This window comes from Streptococcus sp. VT 162 (genome assembly GCA_000688775.2).
Lineage (GTDB): Bacteria > Bacillota > Bacilli > Lactobacillales > Streptococcaceae > Streptococcus.
In genome coordinates this window covers 689,015-711,487 of record CP007628.2, presented here as the reverse complement: position 1 = coordinate 711,487, position 22,473 = coordinate 689,015, and the positions used below count along the sequence as shown (strand labels likewise).

Here is a 22,473-nt window from a genome sequence, read left to right as displayed (position 1 = left end):
CTTACAATTTACCTGCTACTGCATCCAAGAGTTCTTGAATTTTCGCTTGGTTGCTTCCTCCTGCCATGGCCATGTCTGGTTTACCACCACCACGTCCATCGACGATTGGAGCCAATTCTTTGACAAGATTTCCTGCATGCACATCTTTTGTCTTGCTAGCTACAAGAACATTGACTTTGTCACCGATAGCGGCAACTAGGACAAGCACATCAGAGTAGTCTTTTTGTTTCCAGTTATCCGCAAAGGTACGAAGGGCACCGGCATCTGATACAGAAACTTGACTAGCAATGTAACGGTGTCCGTTGACTTCCTTCACATCCTTGAAGACATCACCTGCAGCTGCGGCTGCGGCTTTTTCCTTCAACTCTGCATTTTCTTTTTGCAATTGGCGGAGTTGCTCTTGAAGTCCTTCGACTTTGTGAGGTACTTCCTTGAGTTGAGGTGCTTTCAAGGTTGCTGCTACTGCTTTCAGAGCATCTTCTTGTTCGCGATAAGCTTCAAAGGCTTCCTTACCAGTTACTGCCAAGATACGGCGAGTTCCTGATCCGATTCCTTCTTCTTTGACAATCTTGAAGAGGCCAATCTCAGAAGTGTTGCCAACGTGGGTACCACCACAAAGCTCAATAGAGTAGTCACCGATGGTCACAACGCGGACTTCTTTACCATATTTCTCACCAAAGAGGGCCATAGCTCCCATTTCTTTAGCCGTGTCAATATCTGTCTCAACAGTTTCCACTGCGATGGCTTCCCAAATCTTCTCATTGACTTGCTGTTCAATGGCGCGCAACTCTTCAGGAGTCACAGCTTGGAAGTGAGTAAAGTCAAAGCGAAGAAATTCTACTTCGTTCAGAGATCCTGCTTGTGTCGCATGGTGGCCAAGGATATTGTGAAGGGCCGCATGGAGCAAGTGAGTCGCAGTGTGGTTTTTCATAACACGATGACGACGGTTGGTATCGATAGCCAAGGTGTATTCTTGGTTCAAAGCAAGTGGTGCAAGAACTTCAACAGTATGAAGAGCTTGTCCGTTTGGTGCTTTTTGCACATCCGTCACATTCGCTACGACATTTCCTTTAGCATCCAAGATTTGACCGTGGTCAGCTACCTGTCCACCCATTTCAGCGTAGAATGGAGTTTCTGCAAAAATGAGAGAGGCAGTTCCTTCTGAAACAGCTTCTACTTCAGCATTGTTCGCTACGATAGCCAGCAACTTAGAAGGCAATTGGCTGGCATTATAGTTGAAGACACTTTCCACTGTAATGTTTTGAAGGGTTTCATTTTGCATTCCCATTGAGCCACCCTTAACAGCAGACGCACGCGCACGTTCTTGCTGTTCTTTCATGGCTGCTTCAAAACCTTCACGATCGACAGTCATCCCAGCTTCTTCAGCGATTTCTTCAGTCAATTCTACTGGGAATCCGTAAGTGTCGTAGAGTTTGAAGACATCTTGCCCCGCGATAACGTTTTGACCTTTCGCTTTCAAATCAGCTACAATGGTTTCTGCAAAGTGTTGACCTGAGTGAAGGGTACGGGCAAATGACTCTTCCTCGCTCTTGACAATTTTCTCGATAAAGTCACGTTTTTCAAGCACTTCTGGGTAGTAGCTTTCCATGATTTTTCCAACAGTTGGAACGAGTTTGTAAAGGAAAGGCTCGTTGATACCCAATTTTTGACCGTGCATAGACGCGCGACGGAGGAGACGGCGAAGGACATAACCACGACCTTCATTTCCAGGAAGGGCACCATCACCGATGGCAAATGAAAGAGAACGGATATGGTCAGCAATGACCTTGAAGCTCATGTTGTCGCCATCTTGGTCATAAACCTTACCAGACAATTTCTCAACTTCACGGATGATTGGCATGAAGAGGTCTGTTTCAAAGTTTGTCTTAGCCCCTTGAATAACGGCCACCAAACGCTCCAAACCAGCACCCGTATCAATGTTCTTGTGTGGCAATTCTTTGTATTCGCTACGAGGAACAGCAGGATCAGCGTTAAATTGTGACAAAACGATATTCCAGATTTCGATGTAACGGTCGTTTTCGATATCCTCTGCAAGCAGGCGAATACCGATGTTTTCTGGATCAAATGCTTCTCCACGGTCAAAGAAAATCTCTGTATCTGGTCCAGAAGGTCCCGCACCGATTTCCCAGAAATTATCCTCGATTGGGATCAAGTGGCTTGGGTCCACTCCTACTTCAATCCAGCGGTTGTAAGAATCCTTATCTTCAGGATAGTAGGTCATATAAAGTTTTTCAGCTGGGAAATCAAACCATTCTGGGCTTGTCAAAAGCTCGTAAGCCCAAGTGATGGCTTCGTCACGGAAGTAATCCCCGATAGAGAAGTTCCCCAACATTTCAAACATAGTATGGTGGCGCGCAGTCTTCCCTACGTTTTCAATATCGTTAGTACGGATAGCTTTTTGCGCATTGGTAATACGTGGGTTTTCAGGGATAATGGTTCCGTCAAAGTATTTCTTAAGGGTTGCTACCCCAGAGTTAATCCACAAAAGAGTTGGGTCATTTACAGGAACCAAGCTGACTGATGGTTCTACAGAGTGACCTTTGCTTGCCCAGAAATCTAGCCACATTTGGCGAACTTGAGCACTAGATAGTTGTTTCATAATATCTCCTTATTACTTGTTTAATTTGATTGGCTTTCCAGCATTTCCACATAGTCAATCGCGACACAGAGGGAAATGACTAGGTCTGCATAAGAGTCTTCATAGACGGTTACGGTGTAAGTTGAGGTCAAATGGAAAATCTCTTTCCGAATCTCGGCAATCACTTGGTCGCGGTCATCCAACAATTTGAAATTCAAATCCCAGATATTGCCCTCGATACGAAGCCCCAGATTGTCAAACTCATACTTATCTCGAAAGAAGGTCAACTTCTTACGAATAACGAAATTGGAACCGTTTCGTAACTGGATAGTAAAGCGAGGAAGCAAGGTGAAAAATTCTTTACTGATTTCACTGACCTGCTCACCATAGGCGTCATAGATGGTAAAGGTCTTAGGAATTTGGAAGAAAGATCCCTCCACCTGATAATTCACTACTCCTCTATCATCCTTGATATCAAAGCGTTCGCCTCCAAGACGAAACTTTTGTTTCACGAGAAATGTCTTCATAAACACCTCCAAAAATCAAAAGACAAGTTCACATCACGAAGGGCGAAAAACCGCGGTACCACCTTCATTCAATGAACTTGTCATTCTCTTAATCTTATGCAATTGTCTGATTGAGTAGCATGATTTTCTACCTTAGATGGCTCGCAGCACCGCCATTTCTCTGGACTAAGATGACAGAAAATCAATTCTCAACTTTCTTATTATATCGTTTTTTGGGTTCTGCGTCAACTGGGAAAGCTGACAAGAAAGTATATCTCCTACTTCCGGTACATTTTAAACTGTAGGAAGAGGTCGCTGTATTTTCCTGTCCATTTATGGTCAAATTTCTCATAAACTTCTAGGTGTTTCATGGTATCAGCATCAGGATAGAAGGATTTATCTTCCTTGGTCTCCTCTGGGAGCATTTCCTTGGCTGGTAGGTTTGGTGTTGAGTAGCCCACATACTCCGCATTTTTCAGAGCATTTTCGGGTTTCAACATAAAGTTGATAAAGGCATAGGCTGCATCTTGGTTTTTCACGGTTTTGGGAATGACCATATTATCAAACCAGAGATTGCTGGCCTCAGTCGGAACGACATACTTGAGGTTAGGATTTTTCTCCAACATCTGGCTGGCTTCCCCAGAGAAAGTCACACCGATGGCCGCGTTGTTCTGAATCATGTAGCCCTTCATCTCGTCGGCCACAATGGCCTTGATATTTGGAGTCAGTTTGTAGAGCTTATCCACTGTCTCTTCCAACTGCTGAGGATCCTTTGAGTTAAGGCTGTAACCAAGTGAGTTAAGCCCGAGTCCCAGCACCTCACGCGCCCCATCAAAGAGCATGATGGAATCCTTGTATTCTGGTTTCCAGAGGTCATCCCAATGCTCAGGCGCCTCATCTATCATGGTTTCATTGTAAACAATTCCCAAGGTCCCCCAGAAGTATGGGATGGAGAATTTATTGCCCGGGTCAAATGACTGGTTGAGGAACTCAGGTCCGATATTTTCGATTCCTTCAATTTTTGAATAATCAAGAGGAACTAAGAGGTCTTCGTCCTTCATCTTGTTGATCATGTATTCACTTGGGATGGCAATATCGTAGGTCGTTCCACCCTGCTTGATCTTGGTATACATGGCCTCGTTGGAGTCAAAGGTCTCGTACTGGACTTGGATTCCTGTTTCTTCTGTGAATTTCTCCAAGAGTTCTGGATCGATATAGTCCCCCCAGTTGTAGATAACCAATTTCTGACTGTCTCGGCTATTGATTTTACTATCTAGATGAGTCGCAATCCCCCACAAGACAAGGATAATCGCTACAATTCCTGCTAAAAATGAATAGAGTTTTTTCATGCTTGCTCCTCCTTCTCACGTGAGATAAAGTAATAGCCAACAACTAGGATAATACTAAAGAGAAAGACAAGGGCAGAAAGGGCATTGATTTCTAGCGAAATTCCCTTACGAGCACGAGAGTAAATCTCGACTGATAGAGTCGAAAAGCCATTTCCTGTCACAAAGAAGGTTACGGCAAAATCATCCAGCGAATAGGTGAAGGCCATGAAATAACCTGCAATGATAGACGGAGTCAGGTACGGTAGCATGATTTCCTTAAACATCTGAAACTGGCTGGCACCCAAGTCATAGGCCGCATGAATCATGTCATCATTCATCTCCTTGAGACGAGGCAAGACCATCAAGACCACGATAGGGATGGAAAAGGCCACGTGACTAGATAGAACCGTCAAAAAGCCAAGTGAAAACTTGAGCTGTGTAAAGAGAATCAAGAAGCTGGCACCAATCATAACGTCAGGCGCAACCATGAGGATATTATTGAGTGATAAAAAGGCTTCTTGGTATTTCTTACGAGACTGGTAGATATAGATAGCACCGAAAGTCCCGATAATGGTCGCAATCAAGGCTGATAGAAAGGCCAAGAAAAAGGTTTGGGTGAGGATCAACATGAGGCGACCATCACCAAACATAGTTTTAAAATGGCTCAAACTAAAGCCGGTAAAACTGTTCATATCATCCCCTACATTAAAGGCATAGCCAATCAAGTAAAAAATTGGCAAATAAAGGACGATAAAGACAAAGGCTAGGTAGAGATTGGCAAATTTTTTCATCGTTCTCTCCTTTCCTTGGTCACCCACATGGTGATGAACATGGTCAGGATGAGGATTACACCGATGGTAGAACCCATACCGTAGTTGTCATTGGTCAGGAAGTTCTGCTCAATGGCCGTTCCCAGCGTGATAACACGGTTCCCACCAATCAAACGTGTCAGCATGAAGAGACTCAAACTGGGGATAAAGACCGACTGAACTCCACTTCTCACTCCATTCATCGATAGAGGGAAGATGACATGGCGGAAGGTCTCCCACTTGGTCGCACCGAGGTCATAGCTGGCATTGATGAGATTGTTATCCATATCATCCAAGACATTGAAAATCGGCAAAATCATAAAGGGAAGCTCGATGTAGCTTGCGACAAAGATAAAGGAGAAATCCGTAAAGAGCAACTGCTGCGAACCGATTCCGATGAATTCCAAAAATTGGTTAATAGAGCCATTTTGACCAAAAATCCCGATAAAGGCATAGGCCTTAAGGAGCAGATTGATCCAGGTTGGCAAGATAATCAGCATGAGCCAGAGTTGACGGTGCTTAAGACGGGTCAAAAAGAGGGCTGTTGGATAGCTGATGAGCAGTGTTACCAAGGTGACAATCCCTGCATAAAGCACTGAGTTGAAGCTCATTTTGAGATAGGTCAAATTTTGTGACGCAAAGTAGGATTTATAGTTTTCTAAACTAAACTGGCCTTCAATGTTGAAAAAGGATTGACCGAAAATCAAGACCAAGGGTGCGAGAACAAAGAGGACAATCCAAAGCATGTAGGGCACTACAAAGAGTTTAGAGGTTGTTTTCTTCATCTCTTTCCTCCTCGATTGCGTTAATCAGACCTGCTTCTTGCTCTTCGATTTCTACGTACTCTTCGATACGAGCATCGAACTCTTCTTCGGTTTCGTTGAGACGCATGATGTGGATGTCTTCTGGCTCAAAGTCCAGACCAATTTCCTCACCCACAATGGCCTTACGAGTCGAGTGGATCATCCATTCATTTCCGAGTTCGTCATAGGCGATAATCTCGTAATGAACCCCACGGAAGAGCTGGGTATCAACTTTAACTTGGAGCTTGCCTTCTTCAGGAAGGGTAATGCGCAAGTCCTCTGGACGAATAACGACTTCAACAGGCTCATTTGGCTTCATCCCTCCGTCGACTGCTTCAAAGCGTTTGCCGTTAAACTCAACCAAGTAATCCTCAATCATGGTTCCTGGCAAAATATTTGACTCACCGATAAAGGTGGCAACAAAGTGGTTGATTGGCTCATCGTAGATGTCCACTGGTGTTCCAGACTGAACAATCTCGCCATCATTCATAACGAAAATCCAGTCACTCATGGCAAGAGCTTCTTCCTGATCGTGAGTGACAAAGACAAAGGTAATCCCCAATCGTTGTTGCAATTCACGGAGTTCGTACTGCATGTCTGTTCGCAATTTCAAGTCCAGCGCTGACAAGGGCTCATCCAACAAAACCACACGAGGTTGGTTGATAATAGCACGGGCAATGGCTACACGCTGACGTTGTCCTCCGGAGAGTTTACGGATGGAACGTTTTTCATAACCTTCCAGCTGAACCATCTTGAGAACTTCCGCTACACGTTGTTCGATTTCTTTCTTGTCGACTTTACGCAAGCGGAGTGGAAAGGCAACATTTTCAAACACATTCATATGTGGAAACAAGGCATAGGATTGGAAAACCGTATGAACGTCACGTTTATTGGTTGGGATGTCGTTGATACGGACACCGTCCAGCAAAATATCCCCTGTCGTCGCATCCAGTAAACCTGCAATGATGTTCAGGATGGTTGACTTTCCTGAACCAGATGCGCCTAAAAGAGTGTAGAACTTCCCTTCTTCCAACTCAAAGTTGATGTCTTTGAGAACCTTGGTGTTGCTGTCTTCAAAAACTTTAGAGACGTTTTTGAATTCAATAATTGGTTTTTTCAATTGTCATAAATTCCTTCTTTTTCATAAATTAACAGATCAGGGCTCTGTCAGGCCGCTACTACCTCGTGTAGGAGATAAAACTGCCTACATACATCTTCACTAACGATAGGCTTTCACCCCCTTTACAATGGTTATAGCAGCAATTCTTCAACCCCAACCTTATTCCTTCTCGCCCAAGATTCGGACTTCTCTTTCAAGAGTGACACCTGAGTGTTCCTTGACTTTTTCAATAACAGATTGGATCAAGTCCTCGTAGTCTTTGGCCGTTCCGTCAGCAACATTGATCATGAAACCTGCGTGTTTTTCAGATACTTCCACACCACCGATACGATAGCCTTTCAAGCCAGCCTCTGAAATCAACTGACCTGCAAAATGCCCAACTGGACGCTTAAAGACTGAACCACAAGACGGGTATTCTAATGGTTGTTTGAGTTCACGTAGGTGCGTCAAGCGGTCCATTTCTTGCTTGATAACCTGATGATTCCCTGGAGATAGGGCAAATTTAGCTGACAAAACAACAGCCCCAGAATCCTGAATAGCTGAATGGCGGTAACCAAAAGCCAAGTCCTTGACTGACAAGGTCTCGATTTCCCCTTCTTTGGTCAAAACTTGACAAGACTGCAAGATATGAGCAATCTCTCCTCCATAGGCACCCGCATTCATAAAGACAGCTCCACCGATGCTTCCAGGAATCCCACAAGCAAACTCGAAACCAGTCAAACTATGACGAAGAGCAATTCGTGTTGTCTCGATCAAATTAGCACCCGCTTCTGCTTCAATAGTGTAACCATCAACCGAAACGTTATTAAGCTTATCGCATAAGATGACAAAACCACGGATTCCACCTTCACGCACGATGATATTGCTGGCATTTCCTAGCACCATCCAGGGAATATTCTCTTGATTGGCAAATTGGACGACACGAGCCATCTCATAGCGATTGCGTGGTAAAACTAGGTAATCCGCTCGACCTCCGACCTTGGTATAGGTATAGGTCTTCAAGGGTTCCTTGAAACGAATATCGATTCCTTCTAGGATTTCAAGCATTTTTTCTTTTACTGACATGTCACTCTTCCTTTTTCAAAATTCATTCCATTATACCATTTTTAGAGACATTTGACGACCATAAAAAGAGCTTGTTTTATCTTTACATAAAAAAAGAGGTCACCCCTCTTTTTATGATTTTTTCCAAAATGTAGATTTGGTTAGCCAGATAAAGGCTAGAAGTTCTACGAGAAGAACAAACTCAACTAGAAGCGGATTTGCAATCCCTCCCACTTGAGATAAGGCTGGAGCCAAGTCAAACAAGGCATGCAAACCATAGGCAGCAAGGAGGTAGATCCATTTCTTTTGACGGACACTTTGATAGACCCAGATGGAAAGACCGATTTGTAGAACCAGAGCAAGCACACGTTCAACTCCTAGTAAATAAACCTGCCATACAGAAAGAGACTGAACCGTTTCGAGTGTAGACTTTGGAAGAAGATTGGCTACATCAGTATTTGAAGACTGGATGAGTGAAAAGAGAATCAAAAGACTGATCAAGCTTCCCATTCCGAGATAGAGCATCTCCAAGCCGCCATGTCCCAAACCATAAGCCAAAGCATCTCGATCTTCTAGCTTTCTCTTTTTCTCCAACCATTTAAAAAAGACAAGACGAGCTGTTTCCTCAAAGAGGGCTGCCATGGCAATCCCATAAAGGACGTATAAGAAAGGCTGCTCCTGCATAAGCGGAATGGTTCCATCTTTTTGCGGATGGAGTACCAGAAGGTGAACCATCTTCTCTAACACTTGAGAAGAAACAAAAAATGCGATTGCCCCCAAGCCCATCACTGCAAGAGAGATTTTAAACCGTTTTTTGGCATACCAAGTTCCACTTACTAGAATGAGAACCAAAGCTATCATGGTAAGGATAATATGTACTGTCATCTTTTTCTCCTATTCTGACTTATCAATATCTTTCTTCATCTCGTCAACGTTAAATTTGGCAAATAAATACTGGCGATCTTGGACTGGAAAACGTTGGTCCAACTGGTCGACTGCCCCAACCTCAATCATTCCTTCTTTGATAACAAAGTCCATCACATGCCCACCAAAGGTCAAATCATCTGAGATAAAATGCAAATGGTAGCCTGCAACACTCACTCCATGGAAAATCTCCGGTGTCCAAAATCCAACAATGGTTCCCGATACATTTTCACGGCTATATTCAGGTTGGTGAGTCGCTACATCAGCAAACTTGGTATCAGGAGTGGATTTAGGAATCATCCGTACGTGCATTTGTGAAAATTCGCCATGAATCTTGATGGAGCGAAAAAGATTTTCCCCATCATAGTAGGACTCAATTCGTTTTTCCAATTCCTTGTCAGTCATCTCAAAGCGCTGACGAAAAATCACTTCTGCCTGATGAGGAACCACCGCTGCATAGGGAATAAGGGCATCCGCTGCCACCTCAACGATTTCAGGCGTTTGACCAGACCCCTTGGCTTGATAAGCCTTGCCATCAAGGACAATCAACTCCCCGTCAATCGAATCCAATGTTCCCAAGCCGAGGTCACCATGTTCCAGCAATTCTCCCACTGTCATGGTTCCGCCATATAGACCTGCCATTAGGGCACCTAGAGTATTGTATTGAAATAATTTAACCGGTTCCTGCACTTTTCTATCCATTCTCTTTCTTATCTTCTTTTCAATGAATCATCATACTTTCTAAGTATACCACATTTGCTCCTAGTTGTGAAAGGGAGAAATGCTTTTCCCATTGCCAAGCAGGCAAAAAAAAGGTACAATGTAACAAAATCAACGGAGGTCTGGAATGAAGAAAGAAAGTAAATACCAAGCAGTCGTTTCCTTTCTCAAAAAAGGTATCGAATCAGGAAAATTTCCAACAGGTAGCCGGCTTCCCTCTATCCGTCAACTGAGCCAAGACTTCCACTGTAGCAAGGACACTATCCAACGAGCCCTGCTGGAATTACGCCATGAACAATACCTCTATGCCAAACCCCAAAGTGGCTACTATGTTCTGGAACAAGGACAGCATCAGGACTTGGAAATCGAAGTCACTGACGAACATGCCAGTGCCTATGACGACTTCCGACTCTGCGTCAACGAAACCCTAATTGGAAGAGAAAACTACCTCTTCAACTACTATGACAACCAAGAAGGCCTTGAGGAACTGAGACAATCTGTCCAGCAACTCCTCTTTGACCAAGCCCTCTACTGTAAACCCGACCAACTGGTTCTAACATCTGGTACCCAACAAGCTCTCTTTATACTTTCTCAGATTAACTTTCCGAGCCAGGGAACTGAGATTTTGGTCGAACAGCCGACCTACCACCGGATGAACCGTCTCTTGGTCGCTCAAGGATTAGCCTACCAGACCATTGAACGCCGTATTGATGGCATCAACCTTGAAGAACTGGAAGAACAGTTCAAATCTAGGAAAATCAAGTTTTTCTACACCATTCCTCGCTTCCACTATCCCCTAGGTCATTCCTATTCTGATCAGGAAAAAAGGGCTATTTTGGATCTAGCAAATCAGTATGGTGTATATATCGTCGAGGATGATTATCTAGGTGACTTAGACTCTAAAAAGGGACAAACCTTCCACTATCTGGATACTGAGGATCGGGTCATTTATATCAAGTCCTTCTCAACTAGTCTCTTTCCAGCCCTTCGTATTACCGCCCTCATTCTCCCAAATGCTCTAAAAGAGGCCTTTGTTTCCTACAAAAATATCCTGGACTATGACAGCAATCTCATCATGCAAAAGGCTCTTTCTCTTTACATCGAAAGCCAGTTATTTGAAAAAAATCGATTGGCCAGACTGAGCCTTCAAGAGAACTATCAAACTCAGATTAAGGAAGTACTTGAAAAAAACACCTGTCCCTTGCCCCACTATCCTCTACACGATGGTCTTTTGCTTGATTTGAGACACTATCCTAAGATTGCTAGTTTGAAACACAGCTCACTCAAACTAGACTTTTTTGAGAAGGCTTATTTGGATGCCTGTCCTTATCAGTTCGCCAAAGTCACTCTTGAAAATCTAGAAGAGCTATTAGAATACATAAAAGCAGAATTGGATTAAAGTCCAACTCTGCTTTTTCTTATTGTTCAACTTCCGTTAGTTTCGCTGCCTTTTCAAGATAGTTTTGATAGGTTCCGTCATCTTTCAGTTTTTGGATAACCTTATCTACTACTGCTTTCAAGTCTGACTGATCCTTCTTGATAGCAACGGCATTGGCTTCGCCATCTTTCATCGTCAAAGTAGCTGTCGCAACGACAAGGTCTGAGTTTTTACCAGCGTAACTAAGAGCCACTGGTTCATCCATATGAACAGCATCCACTTTTCCAGCTTGCAATTCATTGACTGCTTCCCCCATATTGGTCAAGGATGTCAATTGGGCATTTGGCAATTGTTCCTTGACCATGGTTTCTGGCACAGTTCCCTTTTGAGCTGCGATATTGGCACTTGCGAGGCTTGAAAGATCCTTGTATTTGTCTAAATCGGCTTTTCTAACCAAGAAACTCATCTTGTTTTCATAGTAAGGAATTGAAAAATCAAAGACTTCCTTTCTCTCATCAGTGGCACTAATTCCTGCAATGGCTAAGTCAGCCTTTCCAGTTTGAAGACTGGTCAAGACATTGTCAAAACTCATGCTAGAGATTTCAAGTTTAACCCCAAGCTCGTCTGCAATTGCTTGAGCCATATCAATATCTGCACCAACCACTTGGTTTTTACCATCTACCAAGGCTTGGAATTCAAACGGTGCATAGTCTGGGCTGGTCGCAACAACTAGCTTTCCTTTTTGTTTAATAGCGTCCACAGCAGACTGGGAACTATCTGTTCCTGACTGGCAAGCTACTAAAACCACACTGGCAAGCATGCTACACACAACTAATATCCATTTCTTAAATTTCATAAATAAACGACCTTTCTGTTAATTCTGAATAATTATAACTCTTTTAAAAATAGTTGTCAACCCTTTTAGAGATTTTGATTGTAAAACAATTCTTTTCATAAAAAATAAGACTGATTTATTTTAATCAGCCTTATTTCTGTATATTTAAACCGTTTCTTATAGTTCGATAATCTTACCTGTTTCAAAGTAAACAACCCATTCACAGATATTTTTTGCGTAGTCTCCAATACGTTCCAAGAAAGAAATGACCTGGAAGTAATCACGGCCTGTAACGATAGCTTCAGGATTTTTCCTAATTTCTTCTGTAGCCAAATCTCGGATGCTATCAAAGTAATGGTTGATTTTTTCGTCCATCGCTGCTACTTCGTAGGCTTGATCCACAGAACCGTTGAGATAGAGATCTAGAGCTGCTTCAACGAAGTTTTTCACGTCGCGTCCCATCTTTTTGATTTCTTCTTCAACAGAAGGGATACGTTGCTCCCCCTTCATACGAATAGTCGCTTCAGCGATAGACACTGCATGATCTCCCATGCGTTCCACGTCTGAAACTGCCTTTAGAACGGTCAAGACGGTACGAAGGTCTTGCGAAACAGGTTGTTGGAGGGCGATCATTTCAAATGATTTCTTTTCCAACTTCACTTCATATTCATTTACTTCTGCATCGTCTTCGATGACTTCTTTTGCCAAATCACGGTCATGCGTGACAAAGGCACGCACTGTACGATTGATCTGCGAGAGCACTTCTTGTCCCATGGCATAGAACTGGTTATGCAATTTCTCCAAATCTTCTTCAAATTGAGATCGTAACATCATTCAACTCCTTATCCAAATTTTCCTGTAATATAATCTTCTGTTTCCTTGTTTTGTGGCTCTAGGAACATCTTCTTCGTATCGTTAAACTCGATCAAATCCCCATCTAGGAAAAATCCTGTTTTATCAGAGATACGTGAGGCTTGTTGCATCGAACGCGTTACCAAGAGCATGGTGTATTTATCTTTCAGACCATACAAGGTTTCCTCAATCTTACCTGCAGAAATAGGATCCAAAGCTGAAGTTGGTTCATCTAAGAGGATGATTTTCGGACTGGTTGCTAAGACACGAGCAACACAAACACGTTGTTGTTGTCCACCTGAGAGACCAATGGCCGAATCATGCAAACGATCCTTTACTTCATCCCAGATAGAAGCACGTTGCAAGGCCTTTTCTACTGCTTCATCAAGAACTTGCTTGTCCCTGACTCCATTGATACGCAGACCATAGACAATATTTTCGTAGATAGACATAGGGAAGGGATTGGGCTGTTGAAAGACCATCCCGATTTCCTTACGCAATTCAACCGTATCGGTACGGGGGCTGTAGATATTGTGACCATTATAGACCACTGATCCAGTTGTTGTCACCTCAGGATTTAGATCGCCCATGCGGTTGATAGCTTTGAGCAGGGTAGACTTTCCTGATCCAGAAGGACCAATCAAGGCTGTTATTTCCTTAGGTTGGAAAGAAAGGGAAACACTATTCAAGGCCTTCTTTTTATTGTAATAAACGGACAGGTCTGACACCTGTAAAATCGCTTCTGACATACCGTTTCCTTTCTAACCAAAGTGTCCTGTTACATAGTCATTGGTTGACTGTAACTTAGCATTTTGGAAAATATTGGATGTTTTATCATACTCAATCAAGTCACCCAAGTAGAAAAATCCAGTGTAGTCACTTGCACGCGCAGCCTGTTGCATACTGTGGGTAACGATGATGATGGTAAAGTCCTTCTTCAATTCCAACATGGTTTCTTCCAGCTGTGCTGTCGCAATCGGATCCAAGGCTGACGCCGGTTCATCCATCAAGAGGATATCTGGCTTGACAGAGATGGCGCGAGCGATACAGAGACGTTGCTGCTGACCTCCAGAAAGCATCAAGGCTGATTTGTGGAGGTCGTCTTTGACCTGGTCCCAAAGGGCAGCCTGTCTTAAAGAGGTTTCTACAATTTCATCAAGTACTTTCTTATCCTTAACACCTGCACGTTCATGAGCAAAAGTGATGTTGCGATAAATAGACTTAGCAAATGGATTTGGACGTTGGAAGACCATTCCGATATGCTTGCGCATCTCATAGACATTGATTTCTGGACGGTTGACGTCAATCCCTCGGTAGAGGATTTGACCTGTGACCTTGGCAATATCAATGGTATCATTCATCCGATTGAGACTGCGAAGATAGGTAGATTTCCCTGATCCAGAAGGGCCAATCAAGGCTGTAATTTTATTTTTTTCAAATTGCATATCGATGCCCTTGATGGATTCATTTTTACCGTAGTAAACATGTAAATCCTTGGTAGAGAGGGCCACTTTTTCTTCAGGGAAGGTGATGATATGCTTTTCGTCCCAGTTATATTTTGACATGGCTTCTCCTTTAGGCAGCGGTTAATTTCTTGTGTAAATAGCTTCCGAGTTTGCGTGCTCCAAAGTTAAAAATTAAGATAAAGATGAGGAGCACGGCGGCAGAACCTGCTGATACGATAGTAGCATCAGGAATGGTTCCTTCACTGTTGACCTTCCAAATGTGGACTGCCAAGGTTTCTGCTTGACGGAAGATTGAGATAGGACTGGTAACACTGAGGATATTCCAGTTAGACCAGTCAAGGGCTGGAGCGGATTGTCCTGCCGTATAGATAAGAGCAGCTGCTTCACCAAAGATACGACCAGATGCCAAGACAACACCCGTTACGATACCTGGAAGGGCTTCTGGAATGACAACATGAACTACAGTCTCCCAACGAGAAATTCCAAGAGCCAAACCAGCCTCACGTTGCGTATGGTGAACGTGTTTTAAACTGTCCTCAACATTTCGAGTCATCTGAGGGAGGTTAAAGACTGTCAAGGCCAATGCACCTGAAATGATTGAAAATCCATACTCAAACTGGACTACAAAGATCAAGTAACCAAAGAGACCCACTACGACTGATGGTAGAGAAGACAAAATCTCAATACAGGTACGAATAAAATTGGTCACAGGTCCTTTTTTGGCATACTCAGCGAGGAAAACGCCAGCTCCCATAGACAGGGGAACAGAAATGATCAAGGTAATGACCAAAAGGAAGAAGGAATTGTAGAGCTGAATCCCGATACCCCCACCTGCTTGATAAGAGGAGGATTTCCCTGTCAAGAAGGACCAAGAGATATGCGGTAACCCTCTCACCAAGATATAGAGAATCAAGGATGCCAAGATGGCAACGATGATACCCGCGATGGTATAGAGGACAGCTGTTGCAAGTTTATCTAATTTCTTAGCGTGCATAGTTTTTCTTTCCTCTTTCTTTCGTAATCAATTTAATCACACTGTTAAAGGCCAAACTCATCAAGAGCAAGACTAAGGCCAGTGACCAGAGAACGTTATTATCAACCGTTCCCATGACGGTATTTCCGATACCCATAGTCAAAACAGAAGTCAAAGTCGCAGCTGGTGTTGTTAGCGAGGTTGGGATAACTGCTGAGTTTCCGACCACCATCTGAATAGCAAGGGCTTCACCGAAGGCACGCGCCATCCCAAAGACCACTGCAGTAAAAATACCTGAACGTGCTGCTTTCAAGGTCACACGCCAGATGGTTTGCCAACGAGTGGCTCCCATAGCCAAACTGGCTTCACGGTAATGACGAGGAACAGCACGCAAGCTGTCTGTTGTCATAAAGGTTACAGTTGGTAGGATCATGACAAAAAGAACGAAAATCCCTGACAATATCCCAAAACCAGTTCCACCAAAGACGCTACGAACAAAAGGCACCACAACTTGCAAACCGATAAATCCATAGACGACTGAAGGAATACCGACGAGGAGTTCAATGGCTGGTTGCAAAATCTTTGCACCCTTTGGTGAGACTTCTGTCATAAAGACTGCAGCACCAATAGCGAAAGGAGTTGCGATGAGGGCTGATAAAATCGTCACAATAAAGGAGCCCAAAATCATCGGAAGGGCACCAAATTGTTTCCCTGAAGGATTCCAAGTTTGTCCAAAGAGGAAATCAAAGATGTTCACCCCATTGACAAAGAAGGTCGACAAGCCTTTCTGCGCTACAAAAATCAAAATCATCGCCACAATGATGACAATTAAAGAAAGACAGGCGAAGGTCAAACCTTTACCAAACTTCTCAAGGCGAGAGTTCTTTGAAGGAGAGAGTAATTTTTTAGATAATTCTTCTTGATTCATTATTGACCTCCTTCTACTGCTGTAACGGTACCTGAAGCATCCTTTTGGACTTTCATTTCATTGATAGAGATATAGCCCATGCCCTTAACAATTCCATTTTGGGCTTCATCTGAGAGGACGAAATTCAGGAATTCAGCAGCTAACTCATTTGGCTGACCAAGTGTGTACATATGTTCATAAGACCACAAAGGCCAGTTGTTGGTCGTTACATTTTCAGACGTAGGTTCATACCCATTCAGTTTCATGCTTTTCACGGAGTCATCTACATAGGCAAAAGCCAAGTAAGAAATGGCTCCAGGGGTTTGGGATACAATAGACTTGACCATCCCGTTAGAATCCTGTTCTTGGCTCTGCATTGCCGATTGGCCATTCATAACGACCGTATCAAACGTCGCTCGTGAACCAGAACTTGCTGCTCGGTTGATGATTGAAATGGCCAGGTCTTTGCCCCCAACTTCTTTCCAGTTAGTTACTTCACCAGTAAAGATTTTGCGGAGTTGCTCGGTTGTGAGATTTTCAACATCTACTTCCTTGTTTACAATCACTGCAAGACCAGCCACTGCAACCTTGTGGTCTACTAGAGCCGAAGCATCGATTCCTTCTTTTTCCTCTGCAAAGACGTCAGAGTTCCCGATGTCAACTGCTCCAGACTGGACTTGGGAAAGTCCTGTACCCGATCCTCCACCTTGAACATTGACTGTTTTTCCGATGTTTCTAGAACCGAATTCATCTGCTGCCGCTTCGACAAGAGGCTGAAGAGCAGTTGAACCAACGGCTGTCATGGATTCTCCACGATCAATCCAGCTAGCACATCCTGCTAGAGAACCTGCCATCAAAAGAGCTACAAGAGACATGACGAGCTTTTTTCTTTTTTTCACTGTTATTCTCCTTGAACATAATGATAAATGTTCTGATTTCTTCCGTTTGTCCTGATCATCCAATTATCATCAATGGTTGTCCCGCTTTATTTTATATAGACATTCTTAGGAGCGGGAAATTCCATCGTATAATATAAGTAATAATGAAAGACTATCAGAAAAAACTCATACTTCCACTATAACATAGAATAGGCTCTTTGACTAGCTTTTTCACCTGAATCTGAGTCCTTTTGGATAATAATTTTTCAAAACATTTCCCGTTACCTTGGCAAAGCCTAATCCGTTTCCTTGAACCACAACTTGGTACCAGCCATTTGGTCGAGCTTCAGACAATTGAACAGTCTCACCAGCCGCATATTTTACAAAGTCCTCATCATTGATTTCAACACTTTGTTTTACTTGGCTTGGTTTCAATGCTAATCCCAAAGCAAAGCTTGGTTCAAAGCGTTTCTTTTTAAAAGTCCCCAGATGAAGTCCATTTCGGGCAATTTTGAGTTTTCCTAGATCAGGTAGCATCTCTGGCAGGAGATAGAGCTGATCTCCAAAAGTCTGCAAGATACCAGTTAGATTGACTCGCGAATGTTTTTGGGCAAATTCTTGCCACAAAGCCAGTTGCTCACGACTGAGATTGCTCTTGCTAGCTTTGAATTTAGGTGCTGGATTTTGTCCCTTAAACTGCAGGTGGGCAACAAACTGACCTTCTCCCTTGAAATGATGAGGGTACATCCGAGCCGTTTCAGGAAGATCAATTCCTGCTACCATACCGTTCACATGCTCAACCGGAAGCAGTTCAAAATCATAAGTGTCCAGTAACCAGTGGACGATTTCTTCATTTTCCTCAGGTGCCCAAGTACAGGTCGAATAGACCAGACGGCCACCTTCTGCAAGCATGGTCACTGCATCTTCTAAAATTTCTCTTTGAAGACTAGCACATTGACTAGGATAATCGGTACTCCAATAATCCATGGCATCTGGTTGCTTACGAAACATCCCTTCACCCGAGCAAGGTGCATCAAGGACAATCACATCAAAGTAACCTTTAAAAACCTTGGCCAAGCGGTCAGCAGATTCATTAGTCACAACAACATTTGTCGCTCCAAATCGCTCCATATTTTCCACTAAAATCTTAGCACGCTTGCTTGAAATTTCGTTGGAGACAAGAACTCCTTGATTAGCCAGATAAGCTGCTAGTTGAGTGGATTTTCCACCTGGTGCTGCCGCCAAATCCAAAACCTTCATGCCAGGACTTGGTTGAGCCACCTGGGCTACCATTTGGGCAGCAGGCTCTTGCGAATACACGAGACCAGTCGCGTGCTCTGGTGACTTTCCAGAAACCTTACCATAATACCCCCAAGGTGTATGGGGAATAGCATCTGCAAACGATAACTGACTTTCTTTTAAGGGATTGACCCGAAAAGCCGAAACTGCTTCTTGTTTAAAAGAGGCAAGAAAGTCTCTTGCCTCATCTTCTAGTATCGCTTCATATTTTTCAACAAATCCTTCTGGAAATTGCATTTAGTTCTTTTTCCTTTCGTAGATATAAGACTGAATCTCTTCTTGCATCTCGATTGGCACCATCATGACAGGCTGACGCGTTTTAAAATCAGCGGGCTCACCCGATACCGTAAGAAGGCGATAACCCAGACTTTCCCCTAAGATACTGGCCGCAGCGTAATCCCATGGCTGCAGGTAGGTAATATAAGTCAGAAGACGACCCGATAAAACCTTAGCAAAACTAATGCCCGCACTGCCGTAAACACGGACCCCCAACGCTGCTCGCCCCAAATCCGCCAAGCCCCACTCATTGCTTTCAAACATACCTGAGTTACCGGCAACTAAAAATTCTTGAAGAGGTTTCTTTTTAAAAGGCGGTAAGGGCTCATTATTGCGGCAAGGAGGAAAGGCACCACCACCATGGTAACAATCACCTTTCATGACATCATAGATGACACCAAATTTGCCCACACCATTCTCAAAATAAGCCAACATCACGGCAAAATCTTCCTGCTGGGCGACAAAGTTATTGGTACCATCAATGGGATCAATCACCCAAACGGAACCTTGACCGACTGCAGCACGTAAGCAGCCCTCTTCCGCGCAAATCAAGTCCTCAGGATAGGTGGACTTGATCCGATCAACCAAGAGTTCCTGGACCTCCTTGTCCAAACGTGTCACCAAGTCAGTAGGGGAAGACTTGCGCTCAACCTGCAAATCTTCTTTCATGTGAGCCAAAATATAGTCCGCAGCTTCCTGCACAATCTCTTTGGCAAATTCAAATTTAGTTTCCAAGAGAAATCTTCCCTTCTCTTTTTTCTTTTGCTAATTGAACTGCATGATAGAAGGAATAACCGCTAGCCGTTTCAAATTCGCGACCTAGGCGCTTTTCTTCACTTTTGCTCGGAACGACAGACTTAAATTCCTTATAGGAATCTAGCAGTTTTTTTGCTTCTACCTTATCTTCATAAGCAGCTTCAACATCATTAAAAAAAGAAAGCACTGAAGCAAGTTCTTCAGTGCTCCACGACAAATCTAGTGGGTAACTATACTGTTTGTTCATCTATCCAATACCAGCTCTCAATGTTGCTTCTTTCAATTCTTGTTTACGGTAACTACGAGGGAGAAAAGCACGAATCTCATCTTCATTAAAACCGATCTGCATGCGTTTGGTATCTATAATAATTGGGCGACGCAAAAGACTAGGATATTGCTCAATCAACTGAAGCAACTCCGATACCGAGATACTCTCTACATCAATATCCAATTTTTGAAAAATTTTTGAACGAGTTGAAATGATGTCATCAGTACCATTTTCGGTCAAGGAAAGAATATGTTGTAATTCTTTTCTTGTTAAAGGACTAGTCATAATATTATGCTCTTGAAAGGGCACTTTATGCGTCTCTAACCAAGCCTTTGCCTTACGACATGATGTACAACTCGGTGATAAAAATAGTGTAATCATGCTTTTCTCTTCTTTTATCTATACTTGCTATTTCTATTATACAAAAAAATAAAGCGCTTGACTAGGTATTTTTAGAAAAAAAGCCTATTTTTTCATAGAAAATAGACTGTTTTCTGCAAAAATCTCCTGCTTTGCAAGTTTATCTTTAGGATAACCTAACAATAAATAGGGAGTAGAGCAACTTCTCTCGTTTTTTATTAAAAATACAGAATTTTTTCCACTATTTCCTTGAAGCTTTGACAAGAAGGAAACCGAATATTCCTTCATACAAAGCAAAGAAAAGCAAAAAGGCATGGAGGAAGAAAATCTCTGGCAAAATCCAAATAACTGGATCCTTTGCTGGATCAAAAAGCCAAGTATCATCTCCCACAAAGAGAATCTGATGGAAAAGCGTAAAGAATTGCTCAAAACCAATCAACACTCCCAGAAATCCAATCACCAAGGGTAAGACCACTAGAGCGAGGAGACTCTTACGAAAGACAGACAAAAATCCCTTTTTTACAATGGTCTTAACAAAGAAATAGAAGCTTGGCAATGTAACCAAAGCAATTAACTGAACCAAGTGAAAGAGATTCTTCACCACCGCAAAATGGTGTAGACCTGCAGCTGATGAACGAAAATCCGGCATCTCTAAGACCTGACTAAAGGGATTGGTCAGGTAATTCATCAAGATAGTAAAGTTGTACTGAATGGTTTCGGGCTTTAGATAGACTCGACTCGCTAAGTTCAGCCACTCAATTTCCAAAGGATAGAAAATCCATGCCAGATAAATGGTTAAGAGAATAGACAGGGAGAGGAGAAAGAGCATACTTCCCCAAAAGGTCAGTTTAGTTTTCATCAAAATTCCACTCCGCAAGGCTAGAAACTACATGAGTTGGTGCGATTGGCAGATCAGCCACTTCTTCTGCCTTGGTAAAACCTGTTGTCACTAAGAGCGTTGGAATGCCATTGTCAATCCCTGCTCGGATATCTGTCAGGTAGTTGTCCCCAACCATGAGCAATTCTTCTCTTTTCAAACCTAAGTGCTCAACTGCCTTATCCATAATGATAGCATTTGGTTTCCCGATATAAACTGGTTTTACCCGTGTTGCTACTTCAAGAAGTGTAATTAGTGAACCAGCACCTGGCAAAAGACCACGTTCCGTCGGGATATTGAGGTCTGGATTGGTTCCGATAAAGTGAGCCCCCTTTTGAATGGCTAGAGTCGCCGTCGCAAATTTTTCATAGTCGACTTGCCAGTCCAGTCCAACTACCACATAGGCAGGATTTTCCTTGTCTTCGACATAACCAGCTGCCTGAATGGCATCCTTGAGTCCTGCTTCTCCGATGACATAGACTGTCTTTTCCAGTCCCAAGTCATTCATATAGTCGATAGTTGCCAAAGTTGCCGTGTAGACAGTTGATAGAGGCGTATTGATATTAAAATTCTGAGCCAACATCTCTTGAACGCTCTCAGGAGTACGAGTTGTATTGTTGGTTACAAAGAGATAGGGAATTTCTCGCTTTTGCAACTCATGGACAAAAGCCTCACCTGCCGGGATTCTGTCTTTCCCCTTGTAAATGGTTCCGTCTAAATCAATTAAATAACCTTTATAAGCCATATCGTCCTTTCTAATTGCCTTCAATTTCTTGCCAAGTAATCATAGCTTGGGCATTGATTTCCCCATCACTGATAATCTCATGCTTGCTTTCTAGTCCCTTGAGTTCATAAGCTGAAGCAATCATACCACCTGGTCGCACTTCTTTGACATACTTGAGATTGATTTTCTTTGGAATATACTTGGTCAAAAAATCTGCTCCCATAACCTCAAAAATCCAATCCAGGTATTTGCTGTTATTGACATGACCATTCATATCCAAGTCGTAAAAACGAACATGGTAGTCTTTACTGATCGGATCTTCTAGATTTGCATACTTTGGCCCGCGGATGAGTTTTTTATCAAACTCAGACTGGTAAGGAGCAACAATTTCCGGTTCGACAGCATGAACTTTACGACTATCTCTGTCCATGAGAACAAAGGTTGCTACCATGCGAATGATTTCTTGACCTGCTTCATCATAGATAGTGAAACGGCGGTAGCAAAAAAGACGATTGTAAGTCAATGCTTCTGTTTCAATCGTAATCTCCTCAGCAAAGCGAGGCAAGCGTACCACGTCAATCGCATAGTCTGTAATAATCCAGACCAGATTGTAGCGTTCTAACATATCCTTGTCGCTAACTCCCAGCTCAATTGACTGCATACCTGATACTTGCAAGGACAGCAAAATCACATCTGGAAGTTTGATATGACCGTTCATGTCCGCCATATCAAAAGGAATTTTCATTTTCATTTGATAAGTTAAGCCCATTG

24 protein-coding genes are annotated in these 22,473 nt (G+C 43.0%); 1 reads left to right on the top strand and 23 read right to left on the bottom strand.

What is annotated here, in order from left to right; translation table 11 throughout:
• Window position 1: 1 nt before the first annotated feature.
• From alaS to V470_03355, 9 genes are all read right to left on the bottom strand, one after another.
• Window positions 2-2,620, bottom strand: a complete 2,619-nt coding sequence (alaS, locus tag V470_03395) for an alanine--tRNA ligase (protein ID AHZ47482.1) — start codon at window positions 2,618-2,620, stop codon at window positions 2-4.
• Between the two features lie 20 nt (window positions 2,621-2,640).
• Window positions 2,641-3,126 carry a UDP-N-acetylenolpyruvoylglucosamine reductase gene (locus V470_03390; protein AHZ47481.1) on the bottom strand — a complete coding sequence of 162 codons (486 nt, stop codon included), beginning with the start codon at window positions 3,124-3,126 and terminating at the stop codon, window positions 2,641-2,643.
• Window positions 3,127-3,383: 257 nt separating this feature from the next.
• Window positions 3,384-4,454 carry a spermidine/putrescine ABC transporter substrate-binding protein gene (locus tag V470_03385; GenBank protein ID AHZ47480.1) on the bottom strand — a complete coding sequence of 357 codons (1,071 nt, stop codon included), beginning with the start codon at window positions 4,452-4,454 and terminating at the stop codon, window positions 3,384-3,386.
• Window positions 4,451-5,224 (bottom strand): spermidine/purescine ABC transporter permease, encoded by a 774-nt coding sequence (locus tag V470_03380; protein ID AHZ47479.1) that lies wholly within the window; start codon window positions 5,222-5,224, stop codon window positions 4,451-4,453. The genes V470_03385 and V470_03380 overlap by 4 nt, the downstream gene beginning before the upstream one ends.
• A complete protein-coding gene (locus V470_03375; protein AHZ47478.1) occupies window positions 5,221-6,027 on the bottom strand; it encodes a spermidine/putrescine ABC transporter permease in 807 nt (268 codons plus the stop codon). Before V470_03375 ends, V470_03380 begins: the two co-directional genes overlap by 4 nt.
• Complete coding sequence (locus V470_03370) at window positions 6,008-7,165, bottom strand: spermidine/putrescine ABC transporter ATP-binding protein (GenBank protein AHZ47477.1); 1,158 nt, start codon at window positions 7,163-7,165, stop codon at window positions 6,008-6,010. The genes V470_03375 and V470_03370 overlap by 20 nt, the downstream gene beginning before the upstream one ends.
• 159 nt (window positions 7,166-7,324) lie before the next feature.
• Window positions 7,325-8,230, bottom strand: a complete 906-nt coding sequence (gene murB, locus V470_03365) for a UDP-N-acetylenolpyruvoylglucosamine reductase (protein ID AHZ47476.1) — start codon at window positions 8,228-8,230, stop codon at window positions 7,325-7,327.
• A 111-nt stretch (window positions 8,231-8,341) separates the two neighbouring features.
• Window positions 8,342-9,094, bottom strand: a complete 753-nt coding sequence (locus V470_03360) for a membrane protein (protein ID AHZ47475.1) — start codon at window positions 9,092-9,094, stop codon at window positions 8,342-8,344.
• Between the two features lie 9 nt (window positions 9,095-9,103).
• Window positions 9,104-9,835 carry an alpha-acetolactate decarboxylase gene (locus V470_03355; protein AHZ47474.1) on the bottom strand — a complete coding sequence of 244 codons (732 nt, stop codon included), beginning with the start codon at window positions 9,833-9,835 and terminating at the stop codon, window positions 9,104-9,106.
• A 145-nt stretch (window positions 9,836-9,980) separates the two neighbouring features.
• On the opposite strand from V470_03355, the gene V470_03350 reads away from it, so the two are divergent.
• Entirely contained in the window at window positions 9,981-11,252 is a 1,272-nt protein-coding gene (locus tag V470_03350) for a GntR family transcriptional regulator (GenBank protein AHZ47473.1), read from the top strand.
• 19 nt (window positions 11,253-11,271) lie between these two features.
• Here V470_03350 and V470_03345 read toward each other — a convergent pair whose 3' ends face one another.
• From V470_03345 to V470_03280, 14 genes are all read right to left on the bottom strand, one after another.
• Entirely contained in the window at window positions 11,272-12,087 is an 816-nt protein-coding gene (locus tag V470_03345; protein ID AHZ47472.1) for an amino acid ABC transporter substrate-binding protein, read from the bottom strand.
• A 156-nt stretch (window positions 12,088-12,243) separates the two neighbouring features.
• Window positions 12,244-12,897, bottom strand: coding sequence for a PhoU family transcriptional regulator (locus V470_03340; protein AHZ47471.1), 654 nt, complete (start codon window positions 12,895-12,897; stop codon window positions 12,244-12,246).
• A gap of 11 nt (window positions 12,898-12,908) precedes the next feature.
• On the bottom strand, window positions 12,909-13,667 hold the full coding sequence (locus V470_03335; GenBank protein AHZ47470.1) for a phosphate ABC transporter ATP-binding protein: 759 nt from the start codon (window positions 13,665-13,667) through the stop codon (window positions 12,909-12,911).
• Window positions 13,668-13,679: 12 nt separating this feature from the next.
• Window positions 13,680-14,483 (bottom strand): phosphate ABC transporter ATP-binding protein, encoded by an 804-nt coding sequence (locus V470_03330; GenBank protein ID AHZ47469.1) that lies wholly within the window; start codon window positions 14,481-14,483, stop codon window positions 13,680-13,682.
• Window positions 14,484-14,493: 10 nt separating this feature from the next.
• Window positions 14,494-15,378 carry a phosphate ABC transporter permease gene (locus V470_03325; protein AHZ47468.1) on the bottom strand — a complete coding sequence of 295 codons (885 nt, stop codon included), beginning with the start codon at window positions 15,376-15,378 and terminating at the stop codon, window positions 14,494-14,496.
• On the bottom strand, window positions 15,368-16,285 hold the full coding sequence (locus tag V470_03320; GenBank protein AHZ47467.1) for a phosphate ABC transporter permease: 918 nt from the start codon (window positions 16,283-16,285) through the stop codon (window positions 15,368-15,370). Before V470_03320 ends, V470_03325 begins: the two co-directional genes overlap by 11 nt.
• Window positions 16,285-17,163 carry a phosphate-binding protein gene (locus V470_03315; GenBank protein ID AHZ47466.1) on the bottom strand — a complete coding sequence of 293 codons (879 nt, stop codon included), beginning with the start codon at window positions 17,161-17,163 and terminating at the stop codon, window positions 16,285-16,287. Before V470_03315 ends, V470_03320 begins: the two co-directional genes overlap by 1 nt.
• A 210-nt stretch (window positions 17,164-17,373) precedes the next feature.
• Window positions 17,374-18,678 carry a 23S rRNA methyltransferase gene (locus V470_03310; GenBank protein AHZ47465.1) on the bottom strand — a complete coding sequence of 435 codons (1,305 nt, stop codon included), beginning with the start codon at window positions 18,676-18,678 and terminating at the stop codon, window positions 17,374-17,376.
• On the bottom strand, window positions 18,679-19,452 hold the full coding sequence (locus tag V470_03305) for an inositol monophosphatase (GenBank protein AHZ47464.1): 774 nt from the start codon (window positions 19,450-19,452) through the stop codon (window positions 18,679-18,681).
• On the bottom strand, window positions 19,442-19,720 hold the full coding sequence (locus V470_03300) for a hypothetical protein (protein ID AHZ47463.1): 279 nt from the start codon (window positions 19,718-19,720) through the stop codon (window positions 19,442-19,444). The genes V470_03305 and V470_03300 overlap by 11 nt, the downstream gene beginning before the upstream one ends.
• Window positions 19,721-20,122, bottom strand: coding sequence for an arsenate reductase (locus tag V470_03295; GenBank protein ID AHZ47462.1), 402 nt, complete (start codon window positions 20,120-20,122; stop codon window positions 19,721-19,723). It abuts the gene before it with no gap.
• Between the two features lie 220 nt (window positions 20,123-20,342).
• Window positions 20,343-20,960, bottom strand: coding sequence for a membrane protein (locus tag V470_03290; GenBank protein AHZ47461.1), 618 nt, complete (start codon window positions 20,958-20,960; stop codon window positions 20,343-20,345).
• Window positions 20,950-21,723: an HAD family hydrolase gene (locus V470_03285; protein AHZ47460.1), complete on the bottom strand. Its 774-nt coding sequence runs from the start codon at window positions 21,721-21,723 to the stop codon at window positions 20,950-20,952. The genes V470_03290 and V470_03285 overlap by 11 nt, the downstream gene beginning before the upstream one ends.
• Window positions 21,724-21,733: 10 nt before the next feature.
• Window positions 21,734-22,471: an acyl-ACP thioesterase gene (locus V470_03280; GenBank protein ID AHZ47459.1), complete on the bottom strand. Its 738-nt coding sequence runs from the start codon at window positions 22,469-22,471 to the stop codon at window positions 21,734-21,736.
• Window positions 22,472-22,473: the final 2 nt, after the last annotated feature.